Here is a 25000-nt window from a genome sequence, read left to right on the forward strand (position 1 = left end):
GTCCTCGGTCGTCAGGCTCGGTGGTCAGGCCCGAGGCTTCGACTTGATGCTCAGGGCGGCCGCCAGGCAGGCCAGGGGCACGGCCGGCAGCACGTACCGGTAGTCGAACTCGGCCGCCGCGGCCGGAGTGACCAGCAGCACCACGGCCACCGACCAGGACACCGCCCAGGCGGGCGGCCCCGCCGGCTTCGCGCCGGGACGCCTGCTCCGGCGCCGGCGGACGATCGCCGCGACCGGCGGCACCAGCAGGATCCCCAGGAGCACCGGGCCGGGCAGCCGCACCAGACTCTGGTAGGCCCGCAGCCATCCGGCGTAGGGCTCGACGATCTCCGTACCGATCGCACCCTGCTCGTAGAGCTTGGCATACTCGGCGCCGACCTGCGCGGGATAGCGCCCTGGCGGTCCGGGAGGGGTCACCGGGAACTGGTAGTAGGCGTAGATCTCGGGATCGGGGTAGACCGGGCGATCCCAGGTGAACGTGCGGCCCAGCTCGGTCAGCACCGAGGCGGCGTAGTCGAGCGGCTGGCTGGTGATCGCCAGCGTCGCGAACCTGGCCGCCAGGTCGTCGTTCTCCTTCGTGAACGTGATGCCCGGCCGCAGGACGAGCGGGGAGTCCTTGGCCCAGATGTACTCCTGCGACGGGGGCCGCCGCTCCGGCGGGCGCGGGTCGCACAGGACCGCCAGGTCGGGCGGGGGGTCCATCTTGGCGCAGTCGGCGAAGGACATCGCGCGCGCGTACAGGAAGACGCCGTTCGCGCCGATCAGGCCGGTTCGCTGGTAGGTGGCGTGGAACCAGGCGCCGTACGCGATGATCGGCACCAGCGCGGCGGCCAGCAGCACGGCGGCCGGCCTGAACCGCCGGCGCAGCACGAACCAGGCGGCCACCACCACGATGAGCGGCTGGCCGACGGTCCTGGTGAGCGTGGCGGCGGCCAGCAGCAGCCCGATCGCCACCACGGTGGCGGTCGTCGGGGCGGCCATCCGGGCGGGCCACCGTGTCGTGCACAGCGCCACGGCGGTGACGACCAGGAACATGAACAGAGTGTCGGAGACGAGCAGGTGCTCCAGCTCGATCTGGTACGCGTCCAGCAGCACCGGCACGGTCGCCAGCGTCCTCGCCCAGCGCGGGGCCCTGCGTGCCGCCCGGTAGATCAGCACGGCGGCGGCCAGGCCGAGCAGGTGCTGCACCACCGTGACGGCGGCGAAGGCGTGCAGCGGCTCAAGGAGCTTGAGGAACATCGAGTAGCCGGCCGGGCGCACCAGGTCGGGGCGGGGTCTGAAGACCGTGACGACGTAGGTGTAGGTGTCGGGGAACCACAGGGCGGGCCGGTAGCCCAGCATGGCCAGCGCGCGCAGGGCGGCGCCGAGGGCGAGCACCGCCAGGAACCAGCCGTGCCGCCGCGCCCAGGGCTTCGGGTCGCGCGGCAGGCGGTGGCCGCGGCCGGTCTTCGCGGGCTCGGCGTCACGAGCCTCCGACATCACCCGCACGTTCCTCCCGCTCCTCCGGCGCGTCGCCTGACCACAGGGCCACGTGGCCCGCTGACCGCGTCGCCGCACAGCTCGCCGGCCGCGTCGCCGCATGACCTCGCGAACCGCCGGCCGCGTGGTCCGTACGCTACCCGGGATCGGGGTGGACTCGTGCCGCCTGAGCGGCCCGTGCGGCGGGCGCGCACGGTTCCACCTGGGGGTTCGCGGGGTGGGGGCAAGATCGGCGGGTGCCGTGCGCACGGGGTGTGCCGGGTTGGATACGCTCGCTCAGCCATGGAAGTCGATCGACCCGGCCGGGTGCTCGCCACGCTGTCCGTACTGCCCGCACTGGCCGTGGCGGGCTGGCTGCTCGCGGGCCTGCCTCTGCTGCTGCTCGGCCGGTTCACGCCGCCGCTCGCCGCGCTGCTCGGCGTGCCCGCGGCGGCGCTGCTGTGCTGGGCGGGCACACGAGGGCTCGGCCGCCGCGCGGAAGCGCGCGGGCCGGGCGGCGCGAACGACGGGGACACATCGCGGCCGGGTGGCGCGAAGGGCGGGGACGCGTCGCGGCCGGGTGGTGCCACGGCCGGGGAGGCCGGGTCGGCGGCCACCTGGTGGCAGGTGGGCGGGGTCGCGGCGGTGGCCGTGGCGTCCGGGGCGTTCAACGCGATCATGCACAGCGAGCAGCTCGCCGTCAGGCGCGACCCGGCCACCTACGCCCAGTACGCCGCCTGGATCGCCGGCCACGGCTCCCTGCCCATCCCCACCCAGGCCGAGGCGTTCGGCGGCCCCGACCCGGAGTTGATCTTCAAAAGCGTCGGCTTGTACGCCGAGAACGGCGCCGTGGTGCCGCAGTTCATGCCGGGCCCGCCGCTGCTGTTCGCGATCGGGAACTGGCTCGGGACGCCGTTCCTGATCCCGGCTGTGCTGGGCGCGCTGGCCGTGCTGACGCTGGCCGGGGTGGTGGCACGGCTGTCGGGAGCGCGCTGGGCGGTGCTCGCGGCGCTCTCGTTCGCCGTGAGCCTGCCGATCCTCTACACCTCTCGCACCACGTTCAGCGAGATCCCGTCGCTGATCCTGCTGTTCGGCGGACTGGCGCTGACCTACGACGCGCTCGCCCGCCCGGCCTGGTGGAAGGGGTTGCCGGCCGGGCTGGTGTTCGGGCTGGCGGTGCTGGTCAGGGTGGACGGGCTGCGCGACGTGCTGCCGGTGCTGGCGTTCGCGGGGCTGCTGATCGCGATGCGGCGGCGCGGCAGGCCGCAGGGGGCGGTGGGGCCTGCGCTGCTGGCGGGGCTGATCGCCGGGGCCGGGATCGGGATGCTGGCGGCGTACGTACTGGCTCGTCCTTATCTTTCCTACCTGTCCGGGTCGGTGCGGCCGCTGCTGCTCATCTGCGCGGGCGTGCTCGTGCTGATCGCGGCCGGCACGGCCGCCGCGCCGGCGCTGGCCAGGACCCGGCTGCCGTCGTGGGCGCCGCCGGCGGGTGCGGGGCTGGTGCTGCTGCTGATGGCACTCCTGTACGCCCGCCCCTGGTTTCAGACCGTGACCCGGGCGCCGGCCAACCCCGACGACGTGCGCACGTTCGAGATGATCCAGCAGATCCAGCGCGCGAACGGCATGCCGCTCGACGGCACCCGCCTGTACTTCGAGAACTCCCTGCACTGGGTCGTCTGGTACCTCGGCGCCCCCGTCGTCCTGCTGGCCACGCTCGGCGCCGCGCTCCTCGTGCGCAAGCTGCTGCGCGACGGCGCGCCGTTCGAGTGGCTGCTGCCGCTCGCGATCGTGGGCTGGACGACCGTCACGACGCTGCTGCGCCCCGAGATCACCCCCGACCATCCGTGGGCCGCGCGCCGCCTGGTCCCGATCGTCATCCCCGGGCTGATCCTGCTGGCCACGTACGGGCTGGCCCGGCTGCACGTCCTGGCGGACCGGCATGGGCCGCTGGTGCGCAAGTGGGGGGCGGTGCTGACTGTGGCGCTCGTGCTCGTGCCGCCGGCCGTGACCTCGATCGGCACCGCGTTCACCCCGGTCGAGCGGGGCGAGGCGGCGGCGGTCGAGGCGATGTGCGCGCGGATCCCGCGCGACGCCTCCGTGCTGATCGTGGAGCGGGTCACCGCCGACCGGTTCACCCAGGTCGTCCGCGGCATGTGCGGCCTGCCCGCGGCGCAGGTGTCCAGGCCGGACCAGGGCCAGACCGCGCCGCCCGAGCAGGTGCGCAGGCTGGCCGGGCGGGTGCGGGCGGCGGGGCGCGTGCCGGTCGTGCTCGGGGCCGAGCAGGGCCAGGTCTCCCCGTACGGGACCGCCACGCAGATCCTCGGCCTGGTCACCCGCCAGGACGAACGCTCACTCGTGGACGCCCCGAACGCCACGTGGTCCCTGCGGATGAACGTGTGGATGGCCGTCGCCTGATCGTATGGTCCAGACTGGAAGCTGTCCCGAATCAGGAGCTCCCGGTAGGCCGATGTGGACTCGCCTTTCGGCTGGGCAGAGTAACCTCGACCCCCGTGAGCACGCTTGAGACCCCCAAGAGTGGAATTGCCGTGGAAGAAGCGCCGTACGTCACGATCGTCCTGCCCTGCTACAACGAGCAGGATCACGTCATCGACGAGGTGGAGCGCATCACCAAGGCGATGGACTCGAGCGGCTACACCTACGAGCTGGTCGCCGTGGACGACTGCTCGACCGACGACACGCTGGCCAAGCTGAAGCAGGCCGCGCCCGACTACCCCCACCTGCGCATCCGCGCCTTCCACCGCAACGGCGGCGCCGGCACCGTGCGGCGCATCGGCTCGCAGGAGGCCAAGGGCGAGATCGTCGTCTGGACCGACGCCGACATGTCCTACGCCAACGAGCGCATCCCCGAGCTGGTGCAGATCCTGGAGAAGGACGCCGCCATCGACATGGTCGTCGGGGCGCGCACCAGCGAGGAGGGCTCGCACAAGCTGCTGCGCGTGCCCGCCAAGTTCGTGATCCGCAAGGTGGCGGAGATGCTGGCCGGGCAGAAGATCCCCGACCTCAACTCCGGGCTGCGCGCCTTCCGCAAGTCGGTGGCCAAGCCCTACCTGCGGCTGCTGCCGCCCGGGTTCTCCTGCGTCACCACGATCACGCTGTCGTTCCTGTCGAACCAGCACGACGTCTACTACCTGCCGACCGAATACGCCAAGCGGGCCGGCAAGTCGAAGTTCAGCTTCGTCTCCGACGCCTACCGCTACATCCTCCAGGTGCTGCGGATGATCATGTACTTCAACCCGCTCAAGGTGCTCATGCCGCCGGCGTTGTGGCTGGTGGGCATCGGGTTCGTGAAGGGCGTCTGGGACATGGTCCAGCACCCGTTCTACTTCCCGGCCAACACCGTGATGATCTTCCTGTCAGGCATGCTCATCGGGTCCGTGGCGCTGCTGGCCGACCTGATCGTGCGCTCGCGGGGAGAGTGACGTTGCGGATCGCGATCGTCGGCCCGACATATCCGTACAAGGGGGGCGGGGCGCAGCATACGACCGAGCTGGCGCACCGCCTCGCCGCACTGGGCCACGACGTGGTGATCGAGTCGTGGCGGGCGCAATACCCGTCCTTCCTCTATCCGGGGCAGCAGACGATCTCCGCGCCCGAGGGCACACCGTACGAGAAGACCGCGCGCCGGCTCGACTGGCGGCGGCCCGACGGCTGGGTGGCGGCCGGGCGGCGGCTGCGCTCGGCCGACCTGGTGGTGCTGGCGGTGCTGAGCCCGGTGCAGGTGCCCGCGTACCTGGGCATTCTCCTCGGGATCGGGCGCAGGACCAGGACGATCGCGCTCTGCCACAACGTGCTGCCGCACGAGCGCAAGCCGTACGACCGGCCGCTGATGACGGCCCTGCTCAAGCGGGTCGACGCCGTGCTGACCCACTCCGAGCAGCAGGCGGCACTGGCCAGAGGGCTCACCGGAAGTCCGATCGAGGTGGCCGCGCTGCCGCCGCACCTTCCTTCCACGACCGGTGAGCGGTCGGCCGAGGTGCACCGGCGGCTGCTCTTCTTCGGCATCGTGCGGCCGTACAAGGGGCTCGACCTGCTGCTGCGGGCGCTGCCCGAGGGGATCGGGCTGACCGTCGCGGGCGAGTTCTGGGGCGGGCTCGACGAGACGAAGGCGCTGATCGCCGAGCTGGGCCTGGGCGAGCGGGTGGAGCTGCGGCCCGGCTACGTGGCGGCCGGCGACGTGCCGAAGCTGTTCGCCGCGGCCGACGCGCTCGTGCTGCCCTACCGCAACGCCACGGCCAGCCAGAACGTCTGGCTCGCGCACGAGCACGGCGTGCCGGTGATCGCCACCCGGGTGGGGGCGCTGGCCGACCACGTCACCGACGGCGTCGACGGGCTGCTGGTCGAGCCGGGCGACGTGGACGCGCTGCGCGCGGCCATCGAGCGGTTCTACGCCTCAGGCGAGCCCGAGAGGTTGCGGTCGGGGGTCAAGGCGGTCGATCCCGAGCCGTTCTGGTCGGCGTACGCCGGGGCGCTGCTCGGCGCCTGACGGCCCAGCAGGAACGCGATGCCCGCGGCCGCCGCGTCGGCCAGCGTGAACGCCAGCCGCGACACGATCGCCACCGCCAGCGCGGCCGGCGTGCCGATGACCGGGCCGAGCACGAGCACCAGCGCGCCCTCCCTGACCCCGACGCCGGCCGGGACCACGACCGTGAGGATGCCGGTCGCCCAGGCGAACGCGTACGCGCCGGTCGCGACGAGGTAGAGGTCGGTGCTGCCCGCGACCAGCCAGATGTGCACGCCGTAGACGAACCAGCCGAGGGCCGTCCACGCCACCGCGACCACCACCGTGCGGCCCGGCAGCACGCTCTCCAGCGGCTCCTTCCGCGCGACGCGCAACGCCAGGTTGAGGCCCCAGGTGAGCACCTTCGGATGCAGGCACACGATGATCGCCGGCACGAGCAGCACCAGGTACCAGGCTTCGCGCACCGCCTCCAGCCGGCTCAGCGTGGCCGCGGCGATCGAGATCGCCACCCCCAGGTTGATCACCAGGCCGAGCGAGATCGTGGCGAACGTGCGCCGCGGCGGGCTCCCGTGGTCGCGGCCGAGGTCCATCATCGCCGCGTACGCCCACACCGCCCCCGGGATGTACTTCCCGAGCTGCCCCACGAACATGATCCGCCCGGCGATCCGCACCGGCACCCGCGTGCCGAGCCCCGCCAGGATCTCCCGCCAGGCCAGCAGCATGAAGAACTGGCCGAGCAGCACCGCCGCGAAGGCCCCGAGCACCGCCCACGGCGACATCGCGGCCAGGGCCGTGGTCGTGTCGTCCCAGTTGGCGGCCAGCCCGTAGCCGAGGAAACCCAGCGCGACCAGGGCGAGCACGATGCGCAGCAGGCGGCGGAGCATTGGCTCAGGTTACGCGTGGTTCACCAGGTATAGCCAGACGGCCACGGCGACGATCAGCACGACGGCGGCCACGGCCATCGAGATCTTGACCACGCTGTACGGCCGGTCGCCCTGCACCTCCCCGTTCGCCCCGTTGATCAGCACCTGGTACGTCTTGCCGGCGAACAGGTAGTTGCCCGCCCACACCGGCAGCAGCACCAGCTTGAACGTGACGCCGGAGTAGGTCGTGCGCACCGACGACACCTGCTGCACGTCCCCGCCGATGTCGCGGCGGCAGTCGGCGTGGATGACCTCGGCCATGAGCTGCTTGGCCTGCTCGAAGCCGGTCTGCGGCTCGTAGTCGTAGCGCAGAGTGTGGTGCCCGGCGAGGTAGGCGGGGTCGTAGGGGAGCGCGTACCCCAGCGGCCAGGGCTGCAGCGCGGTCAGCCGCTCGGGCGGGACCCGGCCGGTCGCCACGGTCAGCACGTCGTCGAACCCGCGCGCCACCCGGCCCGCCGCCGGACGCCAGCGGGTGCGCCGCTGCCGGCGGGTGCGCCGGTTGCCGTTCGAGTCGGTGTAGCTGGAGCTCACGTAGTAGTGCTCGCCACGCCTGCCGGTGTAGTCGGAGACCGTCTGGGTGTCGAACGTCCAGTGCGGCAAGTACGTGCTCTTCATCGTCTCCGCCTCGCTGACCTTCTTGAGGCGGCTCGGGGCGAACCAGCGGCTCTTGACCCAGACGCGCAGTGCGTTCCGCGCGCCTGCCCGGTCCAGAGCGAACGGGAGCACCGCCTCGGGGGCGATCTGGTCGTCGTGCACCGGATCGGCCACCAGATTGGTGCCGCAGAACTGGCAGGCCCGCGACAGCGCGTCGCTGTCCGTACGGGCGCCGCAGCCCGGGCAGCTGTACTGGTGCCTGGCCAGGGAACGGACGCGCGGCTTGGCCATGAAGGCGTCGAAGGAGAACTCGCGTACCGGCCTGGCGGGCGAGGCGATGCGCTGCTCGGCGCCGCAGTACGGGCAGCGCAGGACGGCGGTGCCGGGAGCGAACGCCACGCTCGCGCCGCAGCCCTGGCAGGGGCGGGCGGGGGTCTGGGCGGGTGAGGTCATGGTGGATCAGGAGGGTGGGAGCGGGGGCGGGGTGTCGTGCAGGAGGGCGGCGAGTTCGGGCACGTCGCGGGCCGGAACTCACTGGGACATCCCGGTCTTCCACACCAGGCTCTCCGGCGTGAGCCCGTTGCCGGGCAGCTCCGCCGCGCCGAACGGTCCTCGTTGTGCGCCGTTCACCCCGATGAACCAGCGTTCGTTCCCGGGCAACGGTGGCGGCCCGTCAGAAGGCTGGGACGGCTGGGTTTTCTGGGGGGCCAGGGACTCGGCCATCTGCCGGCCGGCGGCGATGCCCATGCCCAGCCCCATGCCCTCCGCCGCCCCGCCCGCGTTCTCCAGCGCGTTCGCCGCCTGGAACCTCGCGTAGTCGCCCAGATCGCCCACGATCTCCATCTGCGACCGCTTGTCCAGCGCCCGCTCCACCTCCTCGGGCAGCGAGATGTTCTCGATCGTGAACGTGGGGACGGCCAGCCCCACGCCGGCCAGGTCGGCGGTCAGCGCCGTCGCCAGCCGCCGTCCCATCTCGTGCTGGTCGGCGGCCAGGTCGAGCAGGGGCACGCCGGCGCTCGCGAGGGCGGGCGCGAGCCGGCCCACGACGAGCTGGCGCAGGTAGCCCTCCACCTCCTCGGTACGGAACTGCGGATCGGTCCCCGCCAGCTCGCGCAGCAGCGCCGGGGCGTCGGTCACCCTGGCCGCGTACGAGCCGAACGCCCGCAGCCGCACCGGCCCGAACTCGGGGTCGCGCACGATGACCGGGTTCTGCGTCCCCCACTTGAAGTCGGCGAACTGGCGGGTGCTGACGAAGTACACCTCGGCCTTGAACGGCGAGTGGAAGCCGTGTTTCCAGCCCTTGAGCGTGGACAGGACCGGCAGGTTCCGCGTCTCCAGCGTGTAGGTCCCCGGCGCGAACGCGTCCGCGATCCGGCCCTCGTTGACGAAGACGGCGGTCTGCGACTCGCGCACGATCAGCCGGGCGCCCATCTTGATCTCGTTGTCGTGGCGCGGAAAACGCCAGACGAGGGTGTCGCGGGTGTCGTCGAGCCACTCGACGATGTCGATGAATTCGCCGCGGATCTTGTCGAACAGCGCCACTTCGCCCCCGTCCGTGCTGGTTTCGCCGGTCGGCCACCGTACCAAAGGCGTTTGACGTCGGAGTGGCGTCGAGGTCGGGTGGAGGTCGGTACGGTGGGGAACCGTGGTGAAGCAACGGGTCGCGCAGCTCGAATACTCAGAGTTCCAGTCCGCCATGCTCGACGAGGCGAAGCGCAGGCGGAAGGCGGCGAAGATCATCGCGGTGCTGGAACACTTCCACGGGCCGCTCAGCGGGCTGACCGTGGGCGACGTGGGCTGCTCCGCCGGGTTCATCGCCGACGAGCTGGCGGGCGCGGGGGCCGGCCACACCCTGGGCATCGACATCGACGTGCCGGGGCTGCGCAAGGCGGCCGACCGGTTCGGTGAGCGGGTGGCGTTCGTCTGCGGCGACGGCACGGCGCTGCCGTTCCCCGACGGCTCGATCGACGTGCTGGTGTTCAACCACATCTACGAGCACGTGGTCGACCCCGACGCCGTGGTGGCCGAGATGCACCGGGTGCTGTCCGACGACGGGGCGCTCTACCTGGGTCTCGGCAACCGGCTCGGGATCATGGAGCCCCACTACAAGCTGCCGTTCCTGTCCTACCTGCCGCCCGGCCTGGCCGACCGCTACGTGCGCGCCTTCGGGCGGGCCGACCACTACTACGAGCGGTTCAGGACGCGGCGCGGGCTGCGCAGGATGCTGCGGGCCTTCCACGTGTGGGACTACACGTTCCCGGTGCTCGCCACGCCCACGCAGTTCGCCGGGGGAGAGCTGTTTCCCGGGATGCCGGGGAAGGTGGTCAAGGCGGTGCTGTCGCGGGCCCCGCGCGGGGTGCTCAAACTGCTGCTGCCGGTGGTGCCGACGTACCTGTGGGTGGCGACAAAGACGCCGCGCCGGCCGGTGGGCGCGACGCTGCCGCAGCCGCCCGAACTGGTCCGCCCGCTGTGAGCGTCGAAGAAGACACGACGGTGGAGCCCGTGCCGCGCCGCCGGTCCATGGGTCGCCGGCTGGTCAGATACGGCTTTCTGGCGGTCGCGCTCGGCTTCGGCACGTGGGCGGTGGCCCGGCAGTGGGACGACGTGGTGGCCGGGTTCTCCCGGCTGACCCCGGCCGCGCTGGCGGGCGCGCTGGTGGCGGTGGTCGCCGCGCTGCTCGGGGCCATGCTCACCTGGCGCACGCTGCTGGCCGACCTGGGCTCGCCGCTGCCTCCCAGGCCCGCGGCCAAGGTGTTCTTCGTCGGCCAGCTCGGCAAATACATCCCGGGCACGATCTGGCCCGTGCTCGCCCAGATGGAGATGGGCCGCGACCTCGGCGTGCCCCGCGCGCGCAGCGCGGCGGCGTTCTTCCTGATGATGCCCATCCAGCTGGCCACCGGCCTGCTGGTCACGCTGGTCACGCTCGGCTGGGACCGCTACGGCTGGCTGCTGCTGTTCATCCCGCTGCTGCTGGTCCTGCTCGAACCCAAGGTGATCAACGCCGTCATCGGGTACGCCCTGCGCCGGCTCAAGCGCGAGCCCCTCGAACGGCCGCTGACCAGGCGCGGCATGCTCACGGCGCTGGGCTGGGCGTTGATCGGCTGGATCGCCTACGGTGTGCACCTCTACTTCGTCGCCCCCCAGGGCGGCCTCGTCTTCGCGATCGGAGCCTTCGCCCTGTCGTGGTGCCTGGGCATCCTGACCTTCGTGATCCCGGCGGGGGCGGGGGTCAGGGAGCTGGCCATGGTGGCGATCCTGGCGCCCCACCTCGATCAGGGCGCCGCCATCGCGGTGGCGCTTTCGTCAAGGATCGTCATCATCGTGGGGGATCTGATCTGTGCCGGACTGGCGGGAATCGCAGCGCGTCGCGACTCGGTGTGATTTGGCCCACGATTTAGGGGAGGCTGGTCATAAGGTGAACTTCAGAGGGGGACGACCAGTCCCACGTTGATCTTGAGGGGAGAAGATCTTCGTATGCCTCGAGTGCTCGTCGACGCGGTAGCGGTCCCCGCGGACCGCGGCGCGTTGATCAGATACGTTGACGGGCTGGTGGCCGCGCTCGACCGGGCCGGCGCCGACATCGCGGTGGTCTGCCAGCGGGCCGAAGCGGAACGCTACAGACGCCTCGCACCTTCGGCCCAGGTGATCCCCGGGCCGGTCTCGATCACCAACAGAGCCGCCAGGCTGGCCTGGGAGCAGAGCGGACTGCCCCTTCTCGCCCGCCAGGCCGGCGCCGACGTGATCCACGCCCCCTACTACTCCATTCCGCTCAGCGCGGGCCTGCCGACCGTCGTGACGGTGCACGACACGACGTGGTTCACCGAGCCCGACCAGCTCAGCCCGCGCGCCTCGTTCTTCCGCTCGGCCACCCGCACCGCCGTCCGCCACGCCAGGCGGGTGATCGTGCCGTCCAAGGCGACGAGGGACGAGCTCATCCGGGTACTGTCCGCCGACCCCACCCGCATCGACGTCGCCTACCACGGCGTCGACCTGACCCAGTTCCACCCGCCGACGGGCGAGGAGATCCGCAGGTCCGCCATGAGGTGCGGGCTGCACGACCAGCCGTACGTGGCCTTCCTCGGCGCCCTCGACCCGCGCAAGAACGTGCCCAACCTCATCAGGGGCTTCGCCGCCGCCGTCAAGCGGCTGGACGAGCCGCCGGCGCTGGTGCTCGGCGGAGGCGTGCACGAGGACGACGTGGACGCCGCCTGCCGGGAGGTGGAGGCCACCGTCAGGGTGATCAGGCCGGGCTACCTGCGCGCGCCCGACCTGCCCGGGTTCCTCGGCGGGGCGCTCGTGGTCGCCTTCCCCTCGCGTGGCGAGGGGTTCGGGCTGCCGGTCCTTGAGGCCATGGCCTGCGGCGCGCCGGTCCTGACGACACACCGCAGCTCGCTGCCCGAGGTGGGCGGCGACGCGGTCGCCTACACCGAGCCGGATGCCGACAGCATCGCCACGGCGCTCGGCGAGTTGCTGGCATCTCCCCAGCGCAGGCACCAGTTGCGGGAGGCGGGCCTGGCCCGATCCCGCGAATTCACCTGGGACGCCAGCGCCGAGGCGCATCTCAGCTCCTACCAACGCGCGATCGAATAGTTCGGTAACCTCACGGAGTGATGGAGAGCTCTTTGCCAGACCTCGAGGCGATCCTCCTGGTCGGGGGGCAGGGCACGCGCCTGCGTCCGCTGACACTGGGCACGCCGAAGCCGCTGCTGCCCACCGCCGGGGTGCCGTTCCTGGCGCACCAACTCGCCCGGGCGCGATCTTTCGGCGTACGCCGGATCGTGTTCGCGACGTCGTACAAGGCGGCCATGTTCGAGCCCGCCTTCGGCGACGGGGCGGCGTTCGGGCTCTCGCTGGAATACATGACGGAAGAGACGCCGCTGGGCACGGGCGGAGCCATCCGCAACGCCGGCGAGGCGCTCGACGCAGGCCCCGACGACCCCGTCCTCATCCTCAACGGCGACATCCTCTCCGGTCACGACATCGGCGCGCAGGTGCGCCTGCACCGTGACAGGCAGGCCGCTGTAACGCTCCATTTGACAGAGGTCGACGATCCCTCTCGCTTCGGCTGCGTGCCGACCGACGAGGCGGGGCGGGTGACGGCGTTCCTGGAGAAGACGCCCAACCCGGTGACCAACCGGATCAACGCCGGCTGCTACGTCTTCACCCGCTCGGTGATCGACTCGATCCCGCGCGACGAGGTCGTGTCGGTCGAGCGCGAGACGTTTCCCGGGCTGATCGAGTCGGATCAGCTCATCATGGGCTACGCCGACCGCACTTACTGGCTCGACGTCGGCACGCCGAGCGCCTACGTGCAGGGTTCGCGTGACCTAGTGCTGGGCCGGCTGGCCTCGCCCGCGCTGCCCGGCCCGACCGGCGAATACCTGGCGCTCGACGGCGCCAGGATCTCGCCCGAGGCCAAGATCCAGGACGGCACGGCGGTCGGCGCGCGCGTGGTCGTCGAGGCGGGGGCGACGGTGGCCGGGTCGGTGCTCAGCGACGACTGCGTCGTGGAGACCGGGGCCCGGGTGACCGACTCCGTCGTGGGGCAGCGGGCGCGCATCTGCGCGGGCACGGTGGTGCGCGACGCGGTGATCGGCGACGACGCCGTCGTGGGGCCCGGCAACGAGCTGCAGCACGGCGTACGCGTCTGGCCGGGCATCGAGCTGCCCGAGCGGGCCCTGCGTTACTCCAGCGACGTCTGACCCCCTTGTCTCGGCCGCGGCCCTGCTTGTGCTTGGGGCGCAGGCTGTTCGCCGCGCGCTGAGCCCGGCCTGAGCAGGTGAGGGGCAGGGGCAGACTGGTGGGGTGATGGAGCGCAGGTGGGTGCCCGCGGGGCCGCTGGACGTGGGGCTGACGCTGATGCCCCACCGGCGTGGCGGCGGCGACCCCACCTGGCGCCGTGAGAGCGGTGGCGTCGTGTGGCGCACCTCCAGGACCCCCGACGGCCCCTGCACGCTCAGGGTGAGCGTCAAGGCCGGGTGCGTGCACGGGCAGGCGTGGGGGCCGGGCGCGGTCTGGGCTCTGGAGACCCTGCCGGCGCTGCTGGGCGCCGATGACGACGTCGCCGGGTTCAGCGTCGAGCACGACGTGCTGGCCGAGGCGGTCAGGAGGAATCCTGGGCTGCGGATCGGGCGTACGGGGCGGGTGATGGAGGCCCTCGTGCCGGCGGTGCTGGAGCAGAAGGTCGTCGGGCGGGAGGCGTGGCGGGCCTGGCGGTGGCTGCTCGGCCGCTACGGCGAGCCTGCTCCCGGGCCCGCGCCCGAGGGCATGCGGGTCGTGCCGGAGAGCGACGTGTGGCGGCAGATCCCGAGCTGGCACTGGCACCAGGCGGGCGCCGAGGCCGTACGCGCCAGGACCATCGCGGGCGCCGCCTGGCACGCCGCCAAGCTGGAGGCCGCCGCCACCACCGAGGAACTCGACAGGCTGCTGCGCGCGCTGCCCGGGATCGGGGTGTGGACCTCGGCCGAGGTGCGCCAGCGCGCCTTCGGCGACCCCGACGCCGTCAGCGTCGGTGACTTCCATCTGGCCAAGCTGGTCGGTTACGCCCTGACCGGGGAGAAGACCGATGATTCCGGGATGATGCGGCTGCTTGAGCCGTACACCGGGCATCGGCACCGCGCCACGGTCCTGGTCTGGCTCAGCGGCGTGCGCCCGCCGGCGCGGGGGCCCCGGATGCCGGTCCGCGACTACCGCGCGTTCTGAGCCCGGTGTGGTGAGCCGACCCTGGGTGCGTACGGCGAACTCAGGCGGACGTACTGTGCCTCTATGAGTTCTGACTCCGCGCTCCGCCGCGCCCTCGCCCGCGCCAGGGACGGCAAGACCCTCGACGTCACCGAGGCGACCGTCCTCCTGCACGCCCGGGACGAGCACCTCGATACGCTTCTCGACCACGCCTCTCGCGTGCGCGACGCCGGGCTGCGTGCCGCCGGGCGCGAGGGGGTCATCACCTACAGCAGGAAGGTGTTCATCCCGTTGACCCGGCTCTGCCGGGACCGTTGTGGATACTGCACTTTTGCCACGGCTCCGCACAAGCTGCCCGCGCCGTTCCTGAGCCCGGACGAGGTGCTGGAGATCGCCCGCCAGGGGGCGGCGATGGGGTGCAAGGAGGCGCTGTTCACGCTGGGGGACCGGCCGGAGGACCGCTGGCACCAGGCGAGGGAGTGGCTCGACGCGCACGGCTATGACGACACGTTGTCCTATGTGCGCGCGATGGCGATCAGGGTGCTGGAGGAGACCGGGCTGCTGCCGCACCTCAACCCGGGGGTGCTGAGCTGGCGGGACCTGCAGCGGCTCAAGCCGGTCGCGCCGTCGATGGGGATGATGCTGGAGACGACGTCGCGGCGGCTGTTCGAGGAGAAGGGGCAGGCCCACTACGGCTCGCCGGACAAGGATCCCGCCGTGCGGCTGCGCGTGCTGGAGGACGCGGGACGGACGAACGTGCCGTTCACCACCGGGATCCTCATCGGCATCGGCGAGACCGTCGAGGACCGGGCCGAGTCGATCTTCGCGATCCGGCGGGTGGCCAGGGAGTACGGCGGCATCCAGGAAGTCATCGTGCAGAACTTCCGCGCCAAGCCCGACACCGCCATGCGCGGCCTGCCGGACGCCGACCTCCAGGAGCTGGCCGCCACGATCGCCGTTGCGCGGCTGGTCCTCGGCCCCCGCGTACGGCTGCAGGCGCCGCCCAACCTGGTGGACTCCGAGTACGAGCTGATGATCAGGGCCGGGATCGACGACTGGGGCGGCGTGTCCCCGCTCACCCCCGACCACGTCAACCCGGAACGGCCGTGGCCGCAGATCGACGACCTCGCGGATCGTACGGCCGGCGCCGGCTTCCAGCTCCGCGAGCGTTTGACGATCTATCCGGAATACGTGCAGGCGGGGGAGCCCTGGCTCGACCCCCGCCTGTTCGCCCACGTCGCCGCGCTCGCCGATCCGGCCACCGGCCTGGCCCGCGAGGACGCCGTGCTCGAAGGCCGGCCCTGGCAGGAGCCCGACGGCGGATTCACCGCGTCCGGCCGGGTCGATCTGCACGTCGAGGTCGACACCACCGGCCGCACCGCCGACCGCAGGGACGACTTCGACCACGTCTACGGCGACTGGGACGCCCTCCGCGACCGCCTCCCCTCGCCCGCCGCCGCGTTCTCTGGTGAGGTGCGGCAGGCGCTGGCCAGGGCCGCCGCCGATCCCGCCGGGCTGACGGACGCGGAGGCCGTGGCGCTGCTGAGCGCCGACGGCGAGGAGCTGGACGAGCTGGCCGCCATCGCGGACGCCCTGCGCGCGGAGGCGGCCGGCGACGCGGTCACCTACGTCGTCAACCGGAACATCAACTTCACCAACGTCTGCTACACCGGCTGCCGCTTCTGCGCCTTCGCCCAGCGCAGGACCGACGCCGACGCCTACACGCTCAGCCTCGACCAGGTCGCCGACCGCGCGGAGGAGGCGTGGGCGGCCGGCGCCACCGAGGTGTGCATGCAGGGCGGCATCCACCCCGACCTGCCCGGCACCGCGTACTTCGAGATCGCCAAGGCGGTCAAGGCCAGGACGCCCGGCATGCACGTGCACGCGTTCTCCCCGATGGAGGTGATCAACGGAGCGAGCCGGACGAACCTGTCCATCCGCGACTGGCTGGAGGCCGCCAAGGAGGCCGGCGTGGACTCCCTGCCGGGGACGGCGGCCGAGATCCTCGACGACGACGTGCGCTGGGTGCTGACCAAGGGCAAGCTGCCCGCCAAGGAGTGGGTCGAGGTCATCACCACCGCGCACCAGGTCGGCCTGCCCACCACCGCCACCATGATGTACGGACACGTCGACAACCACCTGCACTGGGTCAGGCACATCAAGCTCATCAGGCGGCTGCAGGAGCAGACCGGCGGGTTCTCGGAGTTCGTGCTGCTGCCGTTCGTGCACACCAGCGCCCCCATCTACCTGGCGGGCGTGGCCAGGCCGGGCCCGACCGCGCGGGAGAACCGGGCCGTGCACGCGCTGGCCAGGATCCTGCTGCACGGCGCGATCGGGAACATCCAGTGCTCCTGGGTCAAGCTCCAGGACGACCTGTGCCGCCAGGTGCTCACGGGCGGCGTCAACGATCTCGGCGGCACCCTGATGGAGGAGACGATCAGCCGGATGGCGGGGTCGGAGAACGGCTCGTACAAGACGATCAGCGAGCTGCGCGAGATGGTCGCGGTCACCGGCAGGCCGGCCAGGCAGCGCACCACCGAGTACGGCGTCCCGAGCGAGGAGCGGCTGGCGGCCTCGGCGGCCAGCGACGGCGTCTGCCAGAGCGTCAGAAGGGTGCTCCCGCTGGCCTAGTTGTAACATGTTCTAACAAGCACTTGCGTCCGCCCAGTGAGTCGCTGGGAGAATCGTCACTCCCCTGGGAGAGAGGTTCACCGTGCGGTTGGGTCGACACCGCGCCGCGCTGCCCCCCGAGCAGCGGCGGAGGAAGGCACTCCAGCGCGGCATCCTGGCCGGGCTGTCCGCCGTGGCCATCTTCGCGGCCGGCCTGGTCGTGATCTTCGGCAGCGGCGGCGTGCTGTGCACCACACGAGAGCCTGTTCTGGTCGACGTGGCCGCAGCGGTGGACGTGGCTCCTGCCGTGATGGAGGCGGCGAGCCGATTCAACGGGACGAAGACGGCCGTGGGTGGCCGGTGCGTGCTGGTCCAGGTGACCGAGCAGCCGCCGGCCACCGTCCTGCGCACGCTGATCGGCGACCGGGCCGGCGTGCTGAGCGAGCGGCCCGACGGCTGGATCGCCGACTCCTCCGCCTGGATCAGGCTGGCCCGCCAGCAGGGCGCGAGCGCGCTGCCCGCGGGGGAGAGCGTGGTGGCCACCTCGCCGCTGGTGTTCGCCACCCGGTCGTCGCTGGCCCAGCGCTTCTCCGTGGGGCGGACCGAGATGAACTGGCGGATGGTCTTCCCCTCGACCGTGCGCGGGCGGCTGACGCCCAACGCGGACGAACCGGACGTCGTACGCGTGCCCGACCCGTCGCTGGCCGGGGCCGGCATCGCGACCGTGGCCGCCGCGCGGGACGTCGTCGGGAAGGGGCCCGAGGCGGACAAGGCGCTGACCGCGTTCGTTCGGTGGGCGCAGGCGGGCTCGGCGCCCGACTACCGCAGCATGCTGGCCGCGGTGGACGACCGTACGTTCTGGCAGCGCCCGGTCGTGATCGTGCCCGAGCAGTCCGTGTGGCAGCACAACCTGCGGCCCTCCGCCGATCCGGTCGTGGCCCTGCATCCGCGCGAGGGCACGATCAACCTCGACTATCCGTACGTCGTCACCGCCACCGATCCCTCCGTCGCCGAGGCGTCGAGCGTCTTCGCGGGCTGGCTGAAGGGCGCGCAGGCGCAGGAGATCGTGCGCAGGGCGGGGTTCAGGTCGGGCGACGGCGCCCAAGGGCCGATCTCGCCCGGCCCGCAGATCCCCACGGAGGCGCCCAGGACCAGGGCCTCGGTGTCGCCGCAGGACATCGACGACGCGCTGCTGGCCTGGAGCAGGCTGGCCCCGCCGACCAACATCCTCGTGCTGGCCGACACCTCCAAGCACATGGCCGAGCCGTTGAACGGCACCCCGCGGGTCAGCGTGGCGCTGGCGGCGGCCAAGATCGGGTTGCAGCTCTTCCCCGCTTCCACGCACATGGGTCTGTGGGAGTTCGCCGACAAGGTCGGGCGCATCAAGGGGTATCAGGAACGCGTGGCCCTCGGCCCGATCAGCGAGCCCGACGGCGGGCAGGTCATCCGCAAGAGCCGCCTGGACGAGCTGACCAGCACGATCACCGCCCATCCCAAGCTCGCCAGCTCCCTGTACGACGCCATCCACAGCGGCTTTCGCGAGGTCAGCGAGGAGTACCGGGAGGAGATGAACAACGCGCTCCTGGTGATCACGGCCGGCCGGGACGACGGCAAGGGCCTGAACCTGCGCCAGTTGCTCGACCAGTTGCGGCGTGAGTGGAACCCGGACAAGCCCGTACAGATCATCGTCATCGCGTTCGGCAAGGACGTGGACCGGGCGGCCCTGTCGCAGATCACGGCCGCCACGAACGGCTCACTGCACGAGGCCCAGGAGCCCGGCGAGATCATCGACGTGTTCCTCGCCGCCCTGGCCCGCCGCCTCTGCCATCCGACCTGCAAACCCACCACCTGACCGCCCGCCCCAGGGAGAACGTGGACCGGCCGCCCAGGGGAGTCCTGGGCGGCCGGGCCGGGTCGGAGTGACTACACGCGCTGCCAGAGCGCCGGCACGTTCGGCGGCTCCCAGCCGGCGAGGGCGGTGTGCGCCTGGACGCACCGGTAGCTGACGCCGTTGTAGGTCACGGTGCTGCCGACGCTGTACGCGGTGCCCGCCCGCCAGGTGCCGGAAGGCGTCGTCGGGGGAGGCGTCGGCGTCGGCGTCGGGGTGGGAGTGGGCGTCGGCGGGGGCGTCGGGGTGGGGTTGCCGCCACCGCCGCCGAAGTTCAGGTCGATGCAGGAGTAGAAGGCGTTGGTGGTGTCGGAGATGTTCCAGATGGCGAGCACCTTCTGCCGGCCCGAGTAGCCGGAGAAGTTGACCGGGTGCGAGACCGTCGCCGGCGGCTGCTGGTTGTTGCCGGAGAAGCTGGCCACCCTGGTGTTGCCGATGTAGTACTCGAAGTTCGAGGTGGCGTGCCTGGCGGTGAACGTCCAGGTGAAGGTCACGGTGCTGCCCACCGACGCGGCGGGCCACGGCTTGCTCTCGTCGCTGAGCTGGGCGAACTGGCCGAGGTTGGCGTGGCAGTTGCGCAAGCCCTTGGGGCCTTCCACGCTCTGCGGCTCGTAGACGATGTTGCCGCAGCCGGAGACCTTGCCCTGGTGGCAGTTGGCCTGGCGACTGGGCGGCGTGAGCACGTACCCGTGCGCGAACGCGGGCGTGGTGTTGAACACCGTGGTGGCGACCGCGGTCACCGCCACGGCGAGTACTGAGAGAGTCCTTCGCATGAAGTGGCTCCTTTACATGGGGGGTGACCCCTAATGTAAAGGAAACTTTCCTAACGGTAAACTCGACTTGACCGCTGTCCGGACCGCCGTCAACGCGTCAGGACGAAGCCGTCACCGCGTGACGGATGAAGCCGTCACGTGTGCGGAAGAAGTCGTCATCGCGTCAGGATGAAGTCGCCGGGATCGCGCGGCGCCCGGTCGCGCGGCGGCGCGGCGGCGTGCCCGACGGCCACGCAGCCCATCGGGTCCCACGACTCGGGCAGGTCGAGCACCTCGCGCACCACGGGCCGGCAGAACATCGTGGACGACACCCACGCCGAGCCCAGCCCCTCGACGGCGAGCTGCACCAGGAAGTTCTCCACCCCGGCGCCGGTCGCCACGATGAACATCTCCCGCTCGGAGGCGTTGCGCCGCTCGTCCCTGTAGGTGTGGGACCCCTCCATCACCAGGCACGGCACCACCAGATAGGGCGCGTTACGCAGCACGTCGCCCCGTCTGACCCGCTTGGCGATCGACTGCTCGGTGAACCCGTCGCCGCGCAGGTCGGCGATCCACGCCTCGCGCATCGCGTCGAGCAGCTTCGTCCGCGTCTGCGGCGACTCCAGCAGCACGAACCGCCACGGCGTCGTGTGGTGCGGCGCCGGCGCCGCGATGCCCGCCGCGACCGCCCTGCGCACCGCCTCGGGATCGACGGGCCGGTCGGAGAACTCCCTGATCGTACGGCGGGCGAACACCACGTCACGCGACCCGAACCGGAACAGATCATCGTCGGCCGGCCGCACCAGCGGCCTGACCCCGGGACCGTCGTCCTCGGTCACCAGGTGGGACAGCCCGCGCACGATCGCCACCGGGACCCCGGCGAGCTTGCCCTTGACCAGCTCGGCGGCGCTCGCGATCTCGTCGGCCAGGGCTGTGACCGTGGCGCTGAGCTGGTTGCCGTAGGTGTCGGAGGTGCCGCGGTAGTCGTCGAGCGGGCGGAGGCCGGCCACCCCGATGGCCACGTCGGTGAGCCCGTTACGCCACGGCCGTCCGAACGTGTCGGACACGATCACCCCGACCCGCACCCCACCGCGCCCGCCATCGTGCCCGCCATCGTGCCCGCCATCGTGCCCGCCATCGTGCCCACCGTCGCGCCCACCGTCGCGCCCGTCGCCGGGCTCGCTGTCGCTCCCGCCGTCGCGCCCGCTGAGCCCTGCCCTGATGCGGCGGGCCGAGGCGTCGGAGTCTTCGGGCAGGAGCAGGACGGTGCCGGGCTCGGTGTTGGAGGCGTCGACGCCGGCGGCGGCCATGACGAAGCCGTGGCGGGTCTGGGAGATGACGGTGTCGCCGCGCCTGGCGACCACCCGCTCGGTCTCCTCCTCGATCGCCCGGGTGCGGTCGGGCGCGTGGCGCACCCGGCCCTCGGCCTTGCTCACGATCTTGGAGGTGATCACCACGATGTCGCCGTCACGCAGCCCGGCTCCGGCCAGCAGCGCCGCCACGTCGTCACCCGGCCGGACCTCGCCGATCCCGGTCACCGCGATCACCTCGACCCGCTCGGGCACCACCGAGCCGTCGTGCGGCGGGGCGGCGGGGCCGCCCTGCGGCAGGGACACGGCAGGAGCATCGTGCGGCGGGGTCGAGGCAGGGTCGCCCTGCGGCCGGGTCGCGGCAGGGGTGGCGGGCGTCGGGGCGCCGGGTGAAGGGGTGGTCATCGGGCGAGCTCCAGAGCGAGGTCGAGGGCGGTGCGGGCGATGGCGGCGGTGGCCTCGGCGTCGTGCATGAGGATCGGCCTGGCGACCACCCGCACGCCGTCGAGCGCGACCCCGGCGTCCTCCTCGGCCACCAGCCAGCCGTCGATCAGCTCGGAGCCGTACAGATCGAGCACCGCCTGCGCGGTCGTCTCGACCCCGATGGCGGTCAGGCAGGCGTCGGCCATGCCCCTGACCGGCGCGCCGCCGATGATCGGCGAGACGCCGACGACGGTCTTGGGCAGCAGCGCCTCGCGGATGCCGGGAATCTGGAGGATCGTGCCGATGCTGACCACCGGGTTGGACGGCGGCAGGACGACCACGTCGGCCTGCTCGATGGCCTCAAGCACCCCCGGGGCCGGCTTCGCGGTGTCGGCCCCCACCAGCGCGAACGACTGCGCGGGAACGGAGGCGCGCAGTCGCACCCACCACTCCTGGAAGTGGATCGCGCGCTTGCCGCGCTCGTCCTCGATCACGACGTGGGTCTCGCAGCGGTCGTCGCTCATCGGCAGCAGCCGCACGCCCGGCTGCCAGCGCGCGCAGAGCGCCTGCGTGATCTGCGAGAGCGGGTAGCCCGCCTCCAGCATCTGCGAGCGCACGATGTGGGTGGCGAAGTCGCGGTCGCCCAGCCCGAACCACTGCGGCTCGACGCCGTACGCGGCCAGCTCCTCCTTGACGACGTGGGACTCCTTGGCCCGGCCCCAGCCCTGCTCCTCGTCGATGCCGTTGCCCAGGGTGTACATCACGGTGTCGAGGTCGGGGCAGACCCGCAGGCCGAACAGGGTGATGTCGTCACCCGTGTTGCCGATGACGGTGATCGAGGAGTCAGGCGCGGTGGCGCGCAGGCCGCGCAGGAAGCGGGCGCCGCCGATGCCGCCGGCGAGTGACACGATGTGCATGCGCCCCAGTCTTTCACCGGGCTCCGACAACCCTTCCGGGGGACCGGTTTTCGCCTTTTTGTCGGCGGCGTACGTCCTGGTACTGCATGAATTGAGATGGAAGAGGTTGCTGGGACTCCCGGCAGGTGGGTCGGTGATGTGGCAAACTCCCTTCGGGCTAAAGGGTCCCGATGGGGGTAGTTGTGAGCAAACTTGACGTCGCTCGGCTGAAGGAGCCGGCCGCCTGGATCATGCTCGTCACCGGGTTGATGCAGGTCGTGCTGGCGATCGGCCACATCCTGATCGGGTCGACCGCGTCGTCGTCGTTCATGGAACGCGCGGCGGGGAACTTTTCGAGCGTGACCAGCCCGGTCGTGACGGCGCTGCTGCTCGGCGCCGTGCTGCTGGTGACGAAGGTGGGCGAGCCGTCGGCCAAGGCCAAGCCGATCACGTACGGCGCCGCCGCCGGACTGTTGCTGGCCTCGGTGTTCGGCATGCTTGCGCTGCTGCTCGGCCTGTTCTCCGGCCTCGGCGCCCGCTCCACCATCGAGTACGTGCTCCTCGGCGTGCCCACGCTCGCTCTGACCGCCATCGCGCTGGTCTACCTGCTGCCGCAGGTGATGCCTGAGCGGCCGGCGGCCCAGGTCTACCACGGCCAGTTCGGCGCTCAGCCCGGCTTCTTCGCCGGCCAGCCCCAGCAGTTCGGCCAGGGCGAGCAGCCCCAGCCCGGCTACGGCCAGCCCGGCTACCCGCAGCAGCCCCCCTCGGGCCAGCAGCCCTTCGGCCAGGACCAGCCCGGTCAGCCCGGCTACGGTCAGGACCAGGCGGCGGGCGGCTTCGCCCAGCAGCCCGGTCAGCAGGGCTTCGGCCAGGAGCAGGGTCCAGGCCAGCAGGGTCCTGGCGGTCCTGGTCAGCAGGGCCCCGGCGGTCAGCCCGGTTTCGGCGGCCCGCAGGACCAGCAGCAGGCCCCGTACGGCCAGCAGCCCATGTCGGGCCAGCAGCCCGGTCAGCCCGGCTTCGGTCAGGACCAGGCCGCCGCTCTCGGCGGCCCCCAGGACCAGCAGGCCCCTTACGGTCAGCAGCCGATGTCCGGGCAGCAGGGGTTCGGCCAGGAGCAGGGCCCCGGCCAGCAGGGTCCCGGTCAGCCCGGTTTCGGCGGTCCCCAGGACCAGCAGCAGGCCCCGTACGGCCAGCAGCCCATGTCGGGCCAGCAGCCCGGCTACGGCCAGCAGCCGCCGTCCACCCCCGGCTACGCGCAGCAGCCCCCCTCCACCCCCGGCTACGCGCCCCAGCCGCTCTCAGCCCCCGCGTACGACCAGCAGCAGCCGTCCGCCCCCGGATACAACCAGACGCCCGGCGGATACGGCCAGCAGCCCCCCTCGACGCCCGGCTACGGCCAGCAGCCCCCGAGCTTCGGCGGGCAGCCCGAGCCGCAGACCAACCCGCAGCAGCCGTACCCGCAGATCAGGGGCGCGCTGCCGGCCGCGCCCTCCGACCAGCAGCAGCCCGAGCCGTCCTTCCCGCCGCAGGGTTTCGGCCAGGGTTACGCCTCCGTCGACACGTCCCCGGCGGGCCAGGACTACAGCACGCCGCCGGCCGGGGAGTACACCCCCGCCCCGTACGTGCCCGCCGACAGCCAGCCGAACATCTACGGCCAGCCGAGCCCGAACCCGTACGCGCCCGCCGCGAACGACCAGGCCAATTCCTTCGCCCCGCCCGCCGACCAGCAGCAGGCGAACCCGTACGCGCCTCCGTCCGACAACGCGTACACGCCGGGCGAGACCGCCCCCAACACCTCGTTCCCGCCGGCCGAGCCGCAGCAGCAGTCGTACTTCGGCCAGAGCGCGTTCGACCAGCAGCAGCAGCAACAGCAGGGCGGCCAGCCGTTCACCGGCTACTCGGGCGCCGAGTTCGCCACCCCGTCCGCCTACCAGGAGCCCGACCCGCCGGTCGACCCGCGCTCGCAGCAGCTTCTCGACGCCTACCATCAGGCGGAGACATACCAGTCGAACGCCGGCCAGCCGAATGCGGGCCAGCCGAACGCGGGCACCCAGCCGGAGCTGCGCGTGCCCGACTACGGCCAGGGCGGCGGCCAGTACGGCGGCGACCCGTTCGGCCACCCGCAGCAGGAGCTCCTGCGACAGGTCCAGGAGCAGAACGGCGGGTACGAGCCCCAGCAGGGCCAGTACCGGCCCACCCACCAGGCTCCGCAGGCCGCCGCCGCCCAGCCGGGATGGCCGGACCAGGGCGAGTCCACGATGCGGCTCGACCCGGCGGCGTTCGGCGGCAACGCCTTCGGCGGCGACCAGCGCCGCCCCGGTGACGACCCGATCGACCCGACGGCCATATACACCCCCAACGAACCCCGCAGGTAACGGACCGGCAATGGACGGCTAGAGAGAAGGTGGGCCATGGGCGGGCGTGTTTCCCGCCCTGGTACGGTTCCGACCGCAGACAGCGTTGAACGAGCCAGGCCGACGCCATGCGTGCGAGGCGCCGGCCGGGTGCGAACATCACATGCCGAGCACACCGGGGCGAGATCTGGTCTTTCCCCGGATAGCTGCATGCCGCTTGACGTCACGCACGGCACGCGCGTGTAATTACAACCATGTTGTTACGCCTTCCTGTGGGTGGGTAATAAGGAAGGCGTCCATGGGGGGCTCCATTGCGGGCGGGCGGCAGGGAGGTGTGCAGTGACCGATCCGGTCATCGCACAGGATCAGCTTGACGCTGAAGAACTCGGCTGGCAGGAGCGCGCGTTGTGCGCGCAGACTGATCCGGAGGCGTTCTTCCCGGAGAAAGGCGGCTCCACCCGAGAGGCCAAGAAGGTCTGCCGATCGTGTGAGGTCCGTGCCGAGTGCCTGGAATACGCACTCGAGCACGATGAGCGGTTCGGCATCTGGGGTGGGTTGTCCGAGCGGGAGCGCAGACGGATCAAGCGTCAGGCCGTTTAGGCCGAATGAGAGATCCGGTGCGGGCCGCCGC

19 protein-coding genes are annotated in these 25000 nt (G+C 71.8%); 12 read left to right on the forward strand and 7 right to left on the reverse strand.

Annotated elements, in window-relative coordinates; genetic code table 11:
• Positions 1-24 precede the first annotated feature (24 nt).
• Complete coding sequence (locus AB0C28_RS19490; RefSeq protein ID WP_358076133.1) at positions 25-1479, reverse strand: hypothetical protein; 1455 nt, start codon at positions 1477-1479, stop codon at positions 25-27.
• Between the two features lie 282 nt (positions 1480-1761).
• On the opposite strand from AB0C28_RS19490, the gene AB0C28_RS19495 reads away from it, so the two are divergent.
• The 3 genes from AB0C28_RS19495 (at position 1762) to AB0C28_RS19505 (ending at position 5962) form a co-directional block, all read left to right on the forward strand.
• Positions 1762-3873 carry a glycosyltransferase family 39 protein gene (locus AB0C28_RS19495; protein ID WP_358076135.1) on the forward strand — a complete coding sequence of 704 codons (2112 nt, stop codon included), beginning with the start codon at positions 1762-1764 and terminating at the stop codon, positions 3871-3873.
• Between the two features lie 95 nt (positions 3874-3968).
• The gene (locus AB0C28_RS19500) at positions 3969-4898 is read left to right on the forward strand and encodes a glycosyltransferase family 2 protein (RefSeq protein WP_357847244.1); all 930 of its coding nucleotides are present in this window, start codon (positions 3969-3971) and stop codon (positions 4896-4898) included.
• Positions 4899-4900: 2 nt separating this feature from the next.
• Positions 4901-5962, forward strand: coding sequence for a glycosyltransferase family 4 protein (locus AB0C28_RS19505; protein ID WP_358076138.1), 1062 nt, complete (start codon positions 4901-4903; stop codon positions 5960-5962).
• On the opposite strand, the gene AB0C28_RS19510 is transcribed toward AB0C28_RS19505, so the two are convergent.
• The 3 genes from AB0C28_RS19510 to AB0C28_RS19520 all read right to left on the reverse strand — a co-directional run bounded on the left by AB0C28_RS19510 (position 5863) and on the right by AB0C28_RS19520 (position 8997).
• Complete coding sequence (locus AB0C28_RS19510; protein WP_358076141.1) at positions 5863-6822, reverse strand: lysylphosphatidylglycerol synthase transmembrane domain-containing protein; 960 nt, start codon at positions 6820-6822, stop codon at positions 5863-5865. The genes AB0C28_RS19505 and AB0C28_RS19510 overlap by 100 nt on opposite strands.
• Positions 6823-6831: 9 nt before the next feature.
• The gene (locus tag AB0C28_RS19515; RefSeq protein WP_357847235.1) at positions 6832-7908 is read right to left on the reverse strand and encodes a hypothetical protein; all 1077 of its coding nucleotides are present in this window, start codon (positions 7906-7908) and stop codon (positions 6832-6834) included.
• 78 nt (positions 7909-7986) lie between these two features.
• A complete protein-coding gene (locus AB0C28_RS19520) occupies positions 7987-8997 on the reverse strand; it encodes an SPFH domain-containing protein (RefSeq protein WP_358076144.1) in 1011 nt (336 codons plus the stop codon).
• Between the two features lie 103 nt (positions 8998-9100).
• Here AB0C28_RS19520 and AB0C28_RS19525 point away from each other — a divergent pair, with 103 nt between their 5' ends.
• The 7 genes from AB0C28_RS19525 (at position 9101) to AB0C28_RS19555 (ending at position 18598) form a co-directional block, all read left to right on the forward strand.
• Positions 9101-9928: a class I SAM-dependent methyltransferase gene (locus tag AB0C28_RS19525; protein ID WP_357847228.1), complete on the forward strand. Its 828-nt coding sequence runs from the start codon at positions 9101-9103 to the stop codon at positions 9926-9928.
• Positions 9925-10836, forward strand: a complete 912-nt coding sequence (locus tag AB0C28_RS19530; RefSeq protein ID WP_358076147.1) for a lysylphosphatidylglycerol synthase domain-containing protein — start codon at positions 9925-9927, stop codon at positions 10834-10836. Before AB0C28_RS19525 ends, AB0C28_RS19530 begins: the two co-directional genes overlap by 4 nt.
• Before the next feature lie 93 nt (positions 10837-10929).
• Positions 10930-12045 carry a glycosyltransferase family 1 protein gene (locus tag AB0C28_RS19535; RefSeq protein WP_357847221.1) on the forward strand — a complete coding sequence of 372 codons (1116 nt, stop codon included), beginning with the start codon at positions 10930-10932 and terminating at the stop codon, positions 12043-12045.
• Between the two features lie 20 nt (positions 12046-12065).
• Positions 12066-13157, forward strand: a complete 1092-nt coding sequence (locus AB0C28_RS19540) for an NDP-sugar synthase (protein WP_357847218.1) — start codon at positions 12066-12068, stop codon at positions 13155-13157.
• 106 nt (positions 13158-13263) lie between these two features.
• Positions 13264-14157: a DNA-3-methyladenine glycosylase 2 family protein gene (locus AB0C28_RS19545; protein ID WP_358076486.1), complete on the forward strand. Its 894-nt coding sequence runs from the start codon at positions 13264-13266 to the stop codon at positions 14155-14157.
• 63 nt (positions 14158-14220) lie between these two features.
• Positions 14221-16767, forward strand: a complete 2547-nt coding sequence (locus AB0C28_RS19550) for a bifunctional FO biosynthesis protein CofGH (RefSeq protein ID WP_357847215.1) — start codon at positions 14221-14223, stop codon at positions 16765-16767.
• Between the two features lie 82 nt (positions 16768-16849).
• Positions 16850-18598: a substrate-binding and VWA domain-containing protein gene (locus tag AB0C28_RS19555; protein ID WP_358076150.1), complete on the forward strand. Its 1749-nt coding sequence runs from the start codon at positions 16850-16852 to the stop codon at positions 18596-18598.
• A gap of 71 nt (positions 18599-18669) precedes the next feature.
• Here AB0C28_RS19555 and AB0C28_RS19560 read toward each other — a convergent pair whose 3' ends face one another.
• The 3 genes from AB0C28_RS19560 to cofD all read right to left on the reverse strand — a co-directional run bounded on the left by AB0C28_RS19560 (position 18670) and on the right by cofD (position 22036).
• On the reverse strand, positions 18670-19407 hold the full coding sequence (locus tag AB0C28_RS19560) for a lytic polysaccharide monooxygenase (RefSeq protein ID WP_358076153.1): 738 nt from the start codon (positions 19405-19407) through the stop codon (positions 18670-18672).
• Between the two features lie 155 nt (positions 19408-19562).
• Positions 19563-21101, reverse strand: a complete 1539-nt coding sequence (locus tag AB0C28_RS19565) for a coenzyme F420-0:L-glutamate ligase (RefSeq protein WP_358076156.1) — start codon at positions 21099-21101, stop codon at positions 19563-19565.
• On the reverse strand, positions 21098-22036 hold the full coding sequence (cofD, locus tag AB0C28_RS19570) for a 2-phospho-L-lactate transferase (protein WP_357847203.1): 939 nt from the start codon (positions 22034-22036) through the stop codon (positions 21098-21100). Before cofD ends, AB0C28_RS19565 begins: the two co-directional genes overlap by 4 nt.
• A 182-nt stretch (positions 22037-22218) precedes the next feature.
• On the opposite strand from cofD, the gene AB0C28_RS19575 reads away from it, so the two are divergent.
• Complete coding sequence (locus AB0C28_RS19575; RefSeq protein ID WP_358076159.1) at positions 22219-24390, forward strand: hypothetical protein; 2172 nt, start codon at positions 22219-22221, stop codon at positions 24388-24390.
• A gap of 318 nt (positions 24391-24708) precedes the next feature.
• Positions 24709-24969, forward strand: a complete 261-nt coding sequence (locus AB0C28_RS19580; protein WP_020546325.1) for a WhiB family transcriptional regulator — start codon at positions 24709-24711, stop codon at positions 24967-24969.
• The last annotated feature ends 31 nt before the right edge of the window (positions 24970-25000 follow it).

The sequence above is a fragment of the Nonomuraea sp. NPDC048892 genome, from assembly GCF_040649735.1.
GTDB lineage: Bacteria > Actinomycetota > Actinomycetes > Streptosporangiales > Streptosporangiaceae > Nonomuraea > Nonomuraea maheshkhaliensis.

Bases quoted from the DNA above. Each gene is read 5' to 3' on its own strand.
- AB0C28_RS19565 (WP_358076156.1), bottom strand. From the start codon at position 21,101: ATGACCACCCCTTCACCCGGCGCCCCGACGCCCGCCACCCCTGCCGCG.
- AB0C28_RS19495 (WP_358076135.1), top strand. From the start codon at position 1,762: ATGGAAGTCGATCGACCCGGCCGGGTGCTCGCCACGCTGTCCGTACTG.
- AB0C28_RS19510 (WP_358076141.1), bottom strand. From the start codon at position 6,822: ATGCTCCGCCGCCTGCTGCGCATCGTGCTCGCCCTGGTCGCGCTGGGT.
- AB0C28_RS19515 (WP_357847235.1), bottom strand. From the start codon at position 7,908: ATGACCTCACCCGCCCAGACCCCCGCCCGCCCCTGCCAGGGCTGCGGC.
- AB0C28_RS19490 (WP_358076133.1), bottom strand. From the start codon at position 1,479: ATGTCGGAGGCTCGTGACGCCGAGCCCGCGAAGACCGGCCGCGGCCAC.
- cofD (WP_357847203.1), bottom strand. From the start codon at position 22,036: ATGCACATCGTGTCACTCGCCGGCGGCATCGGCGGCGCCCGCTTCCTG.
- AB0C28_RS19545 (WP_358076486.1), top strand. From the start codon at position 13,264: ATGGAGCGCAGGTGGGTGCCCGCGGGGCCGCTGGACGTGGGGCTGACG.
- AB0C28_RS19560 (WP_358076153.1), bottom strand. From the start codon at position 19,407: ATGCGAAGGACTCTCTCAGTACTCGCCGTGGCGGTGACCGCGGTCGCC.
- AB0C28_RS19540 (WP_357847218.1), top strand. From the start codon at position 12,066: ATGGAGAGCTCTTTGCCAGACCTCGAGGCGATCCTCCTGGTCGGGGGG.
- AB0C28_RS19535 (WP_357847221.1), top strand. From the start codon at position 10,930: ATGCCTCGAGTGCTCGTCGACGCGGTAGCGGTCCCCGCGGACCGCGGC.
- AB0C28_RS19550 (WP_357847215.1), top strand. From the start codon at position 14,221: ATGAGTTCTGACTCCGCGCTCCGCCGCGCCCTCGCCCGCGCCAGGGAC.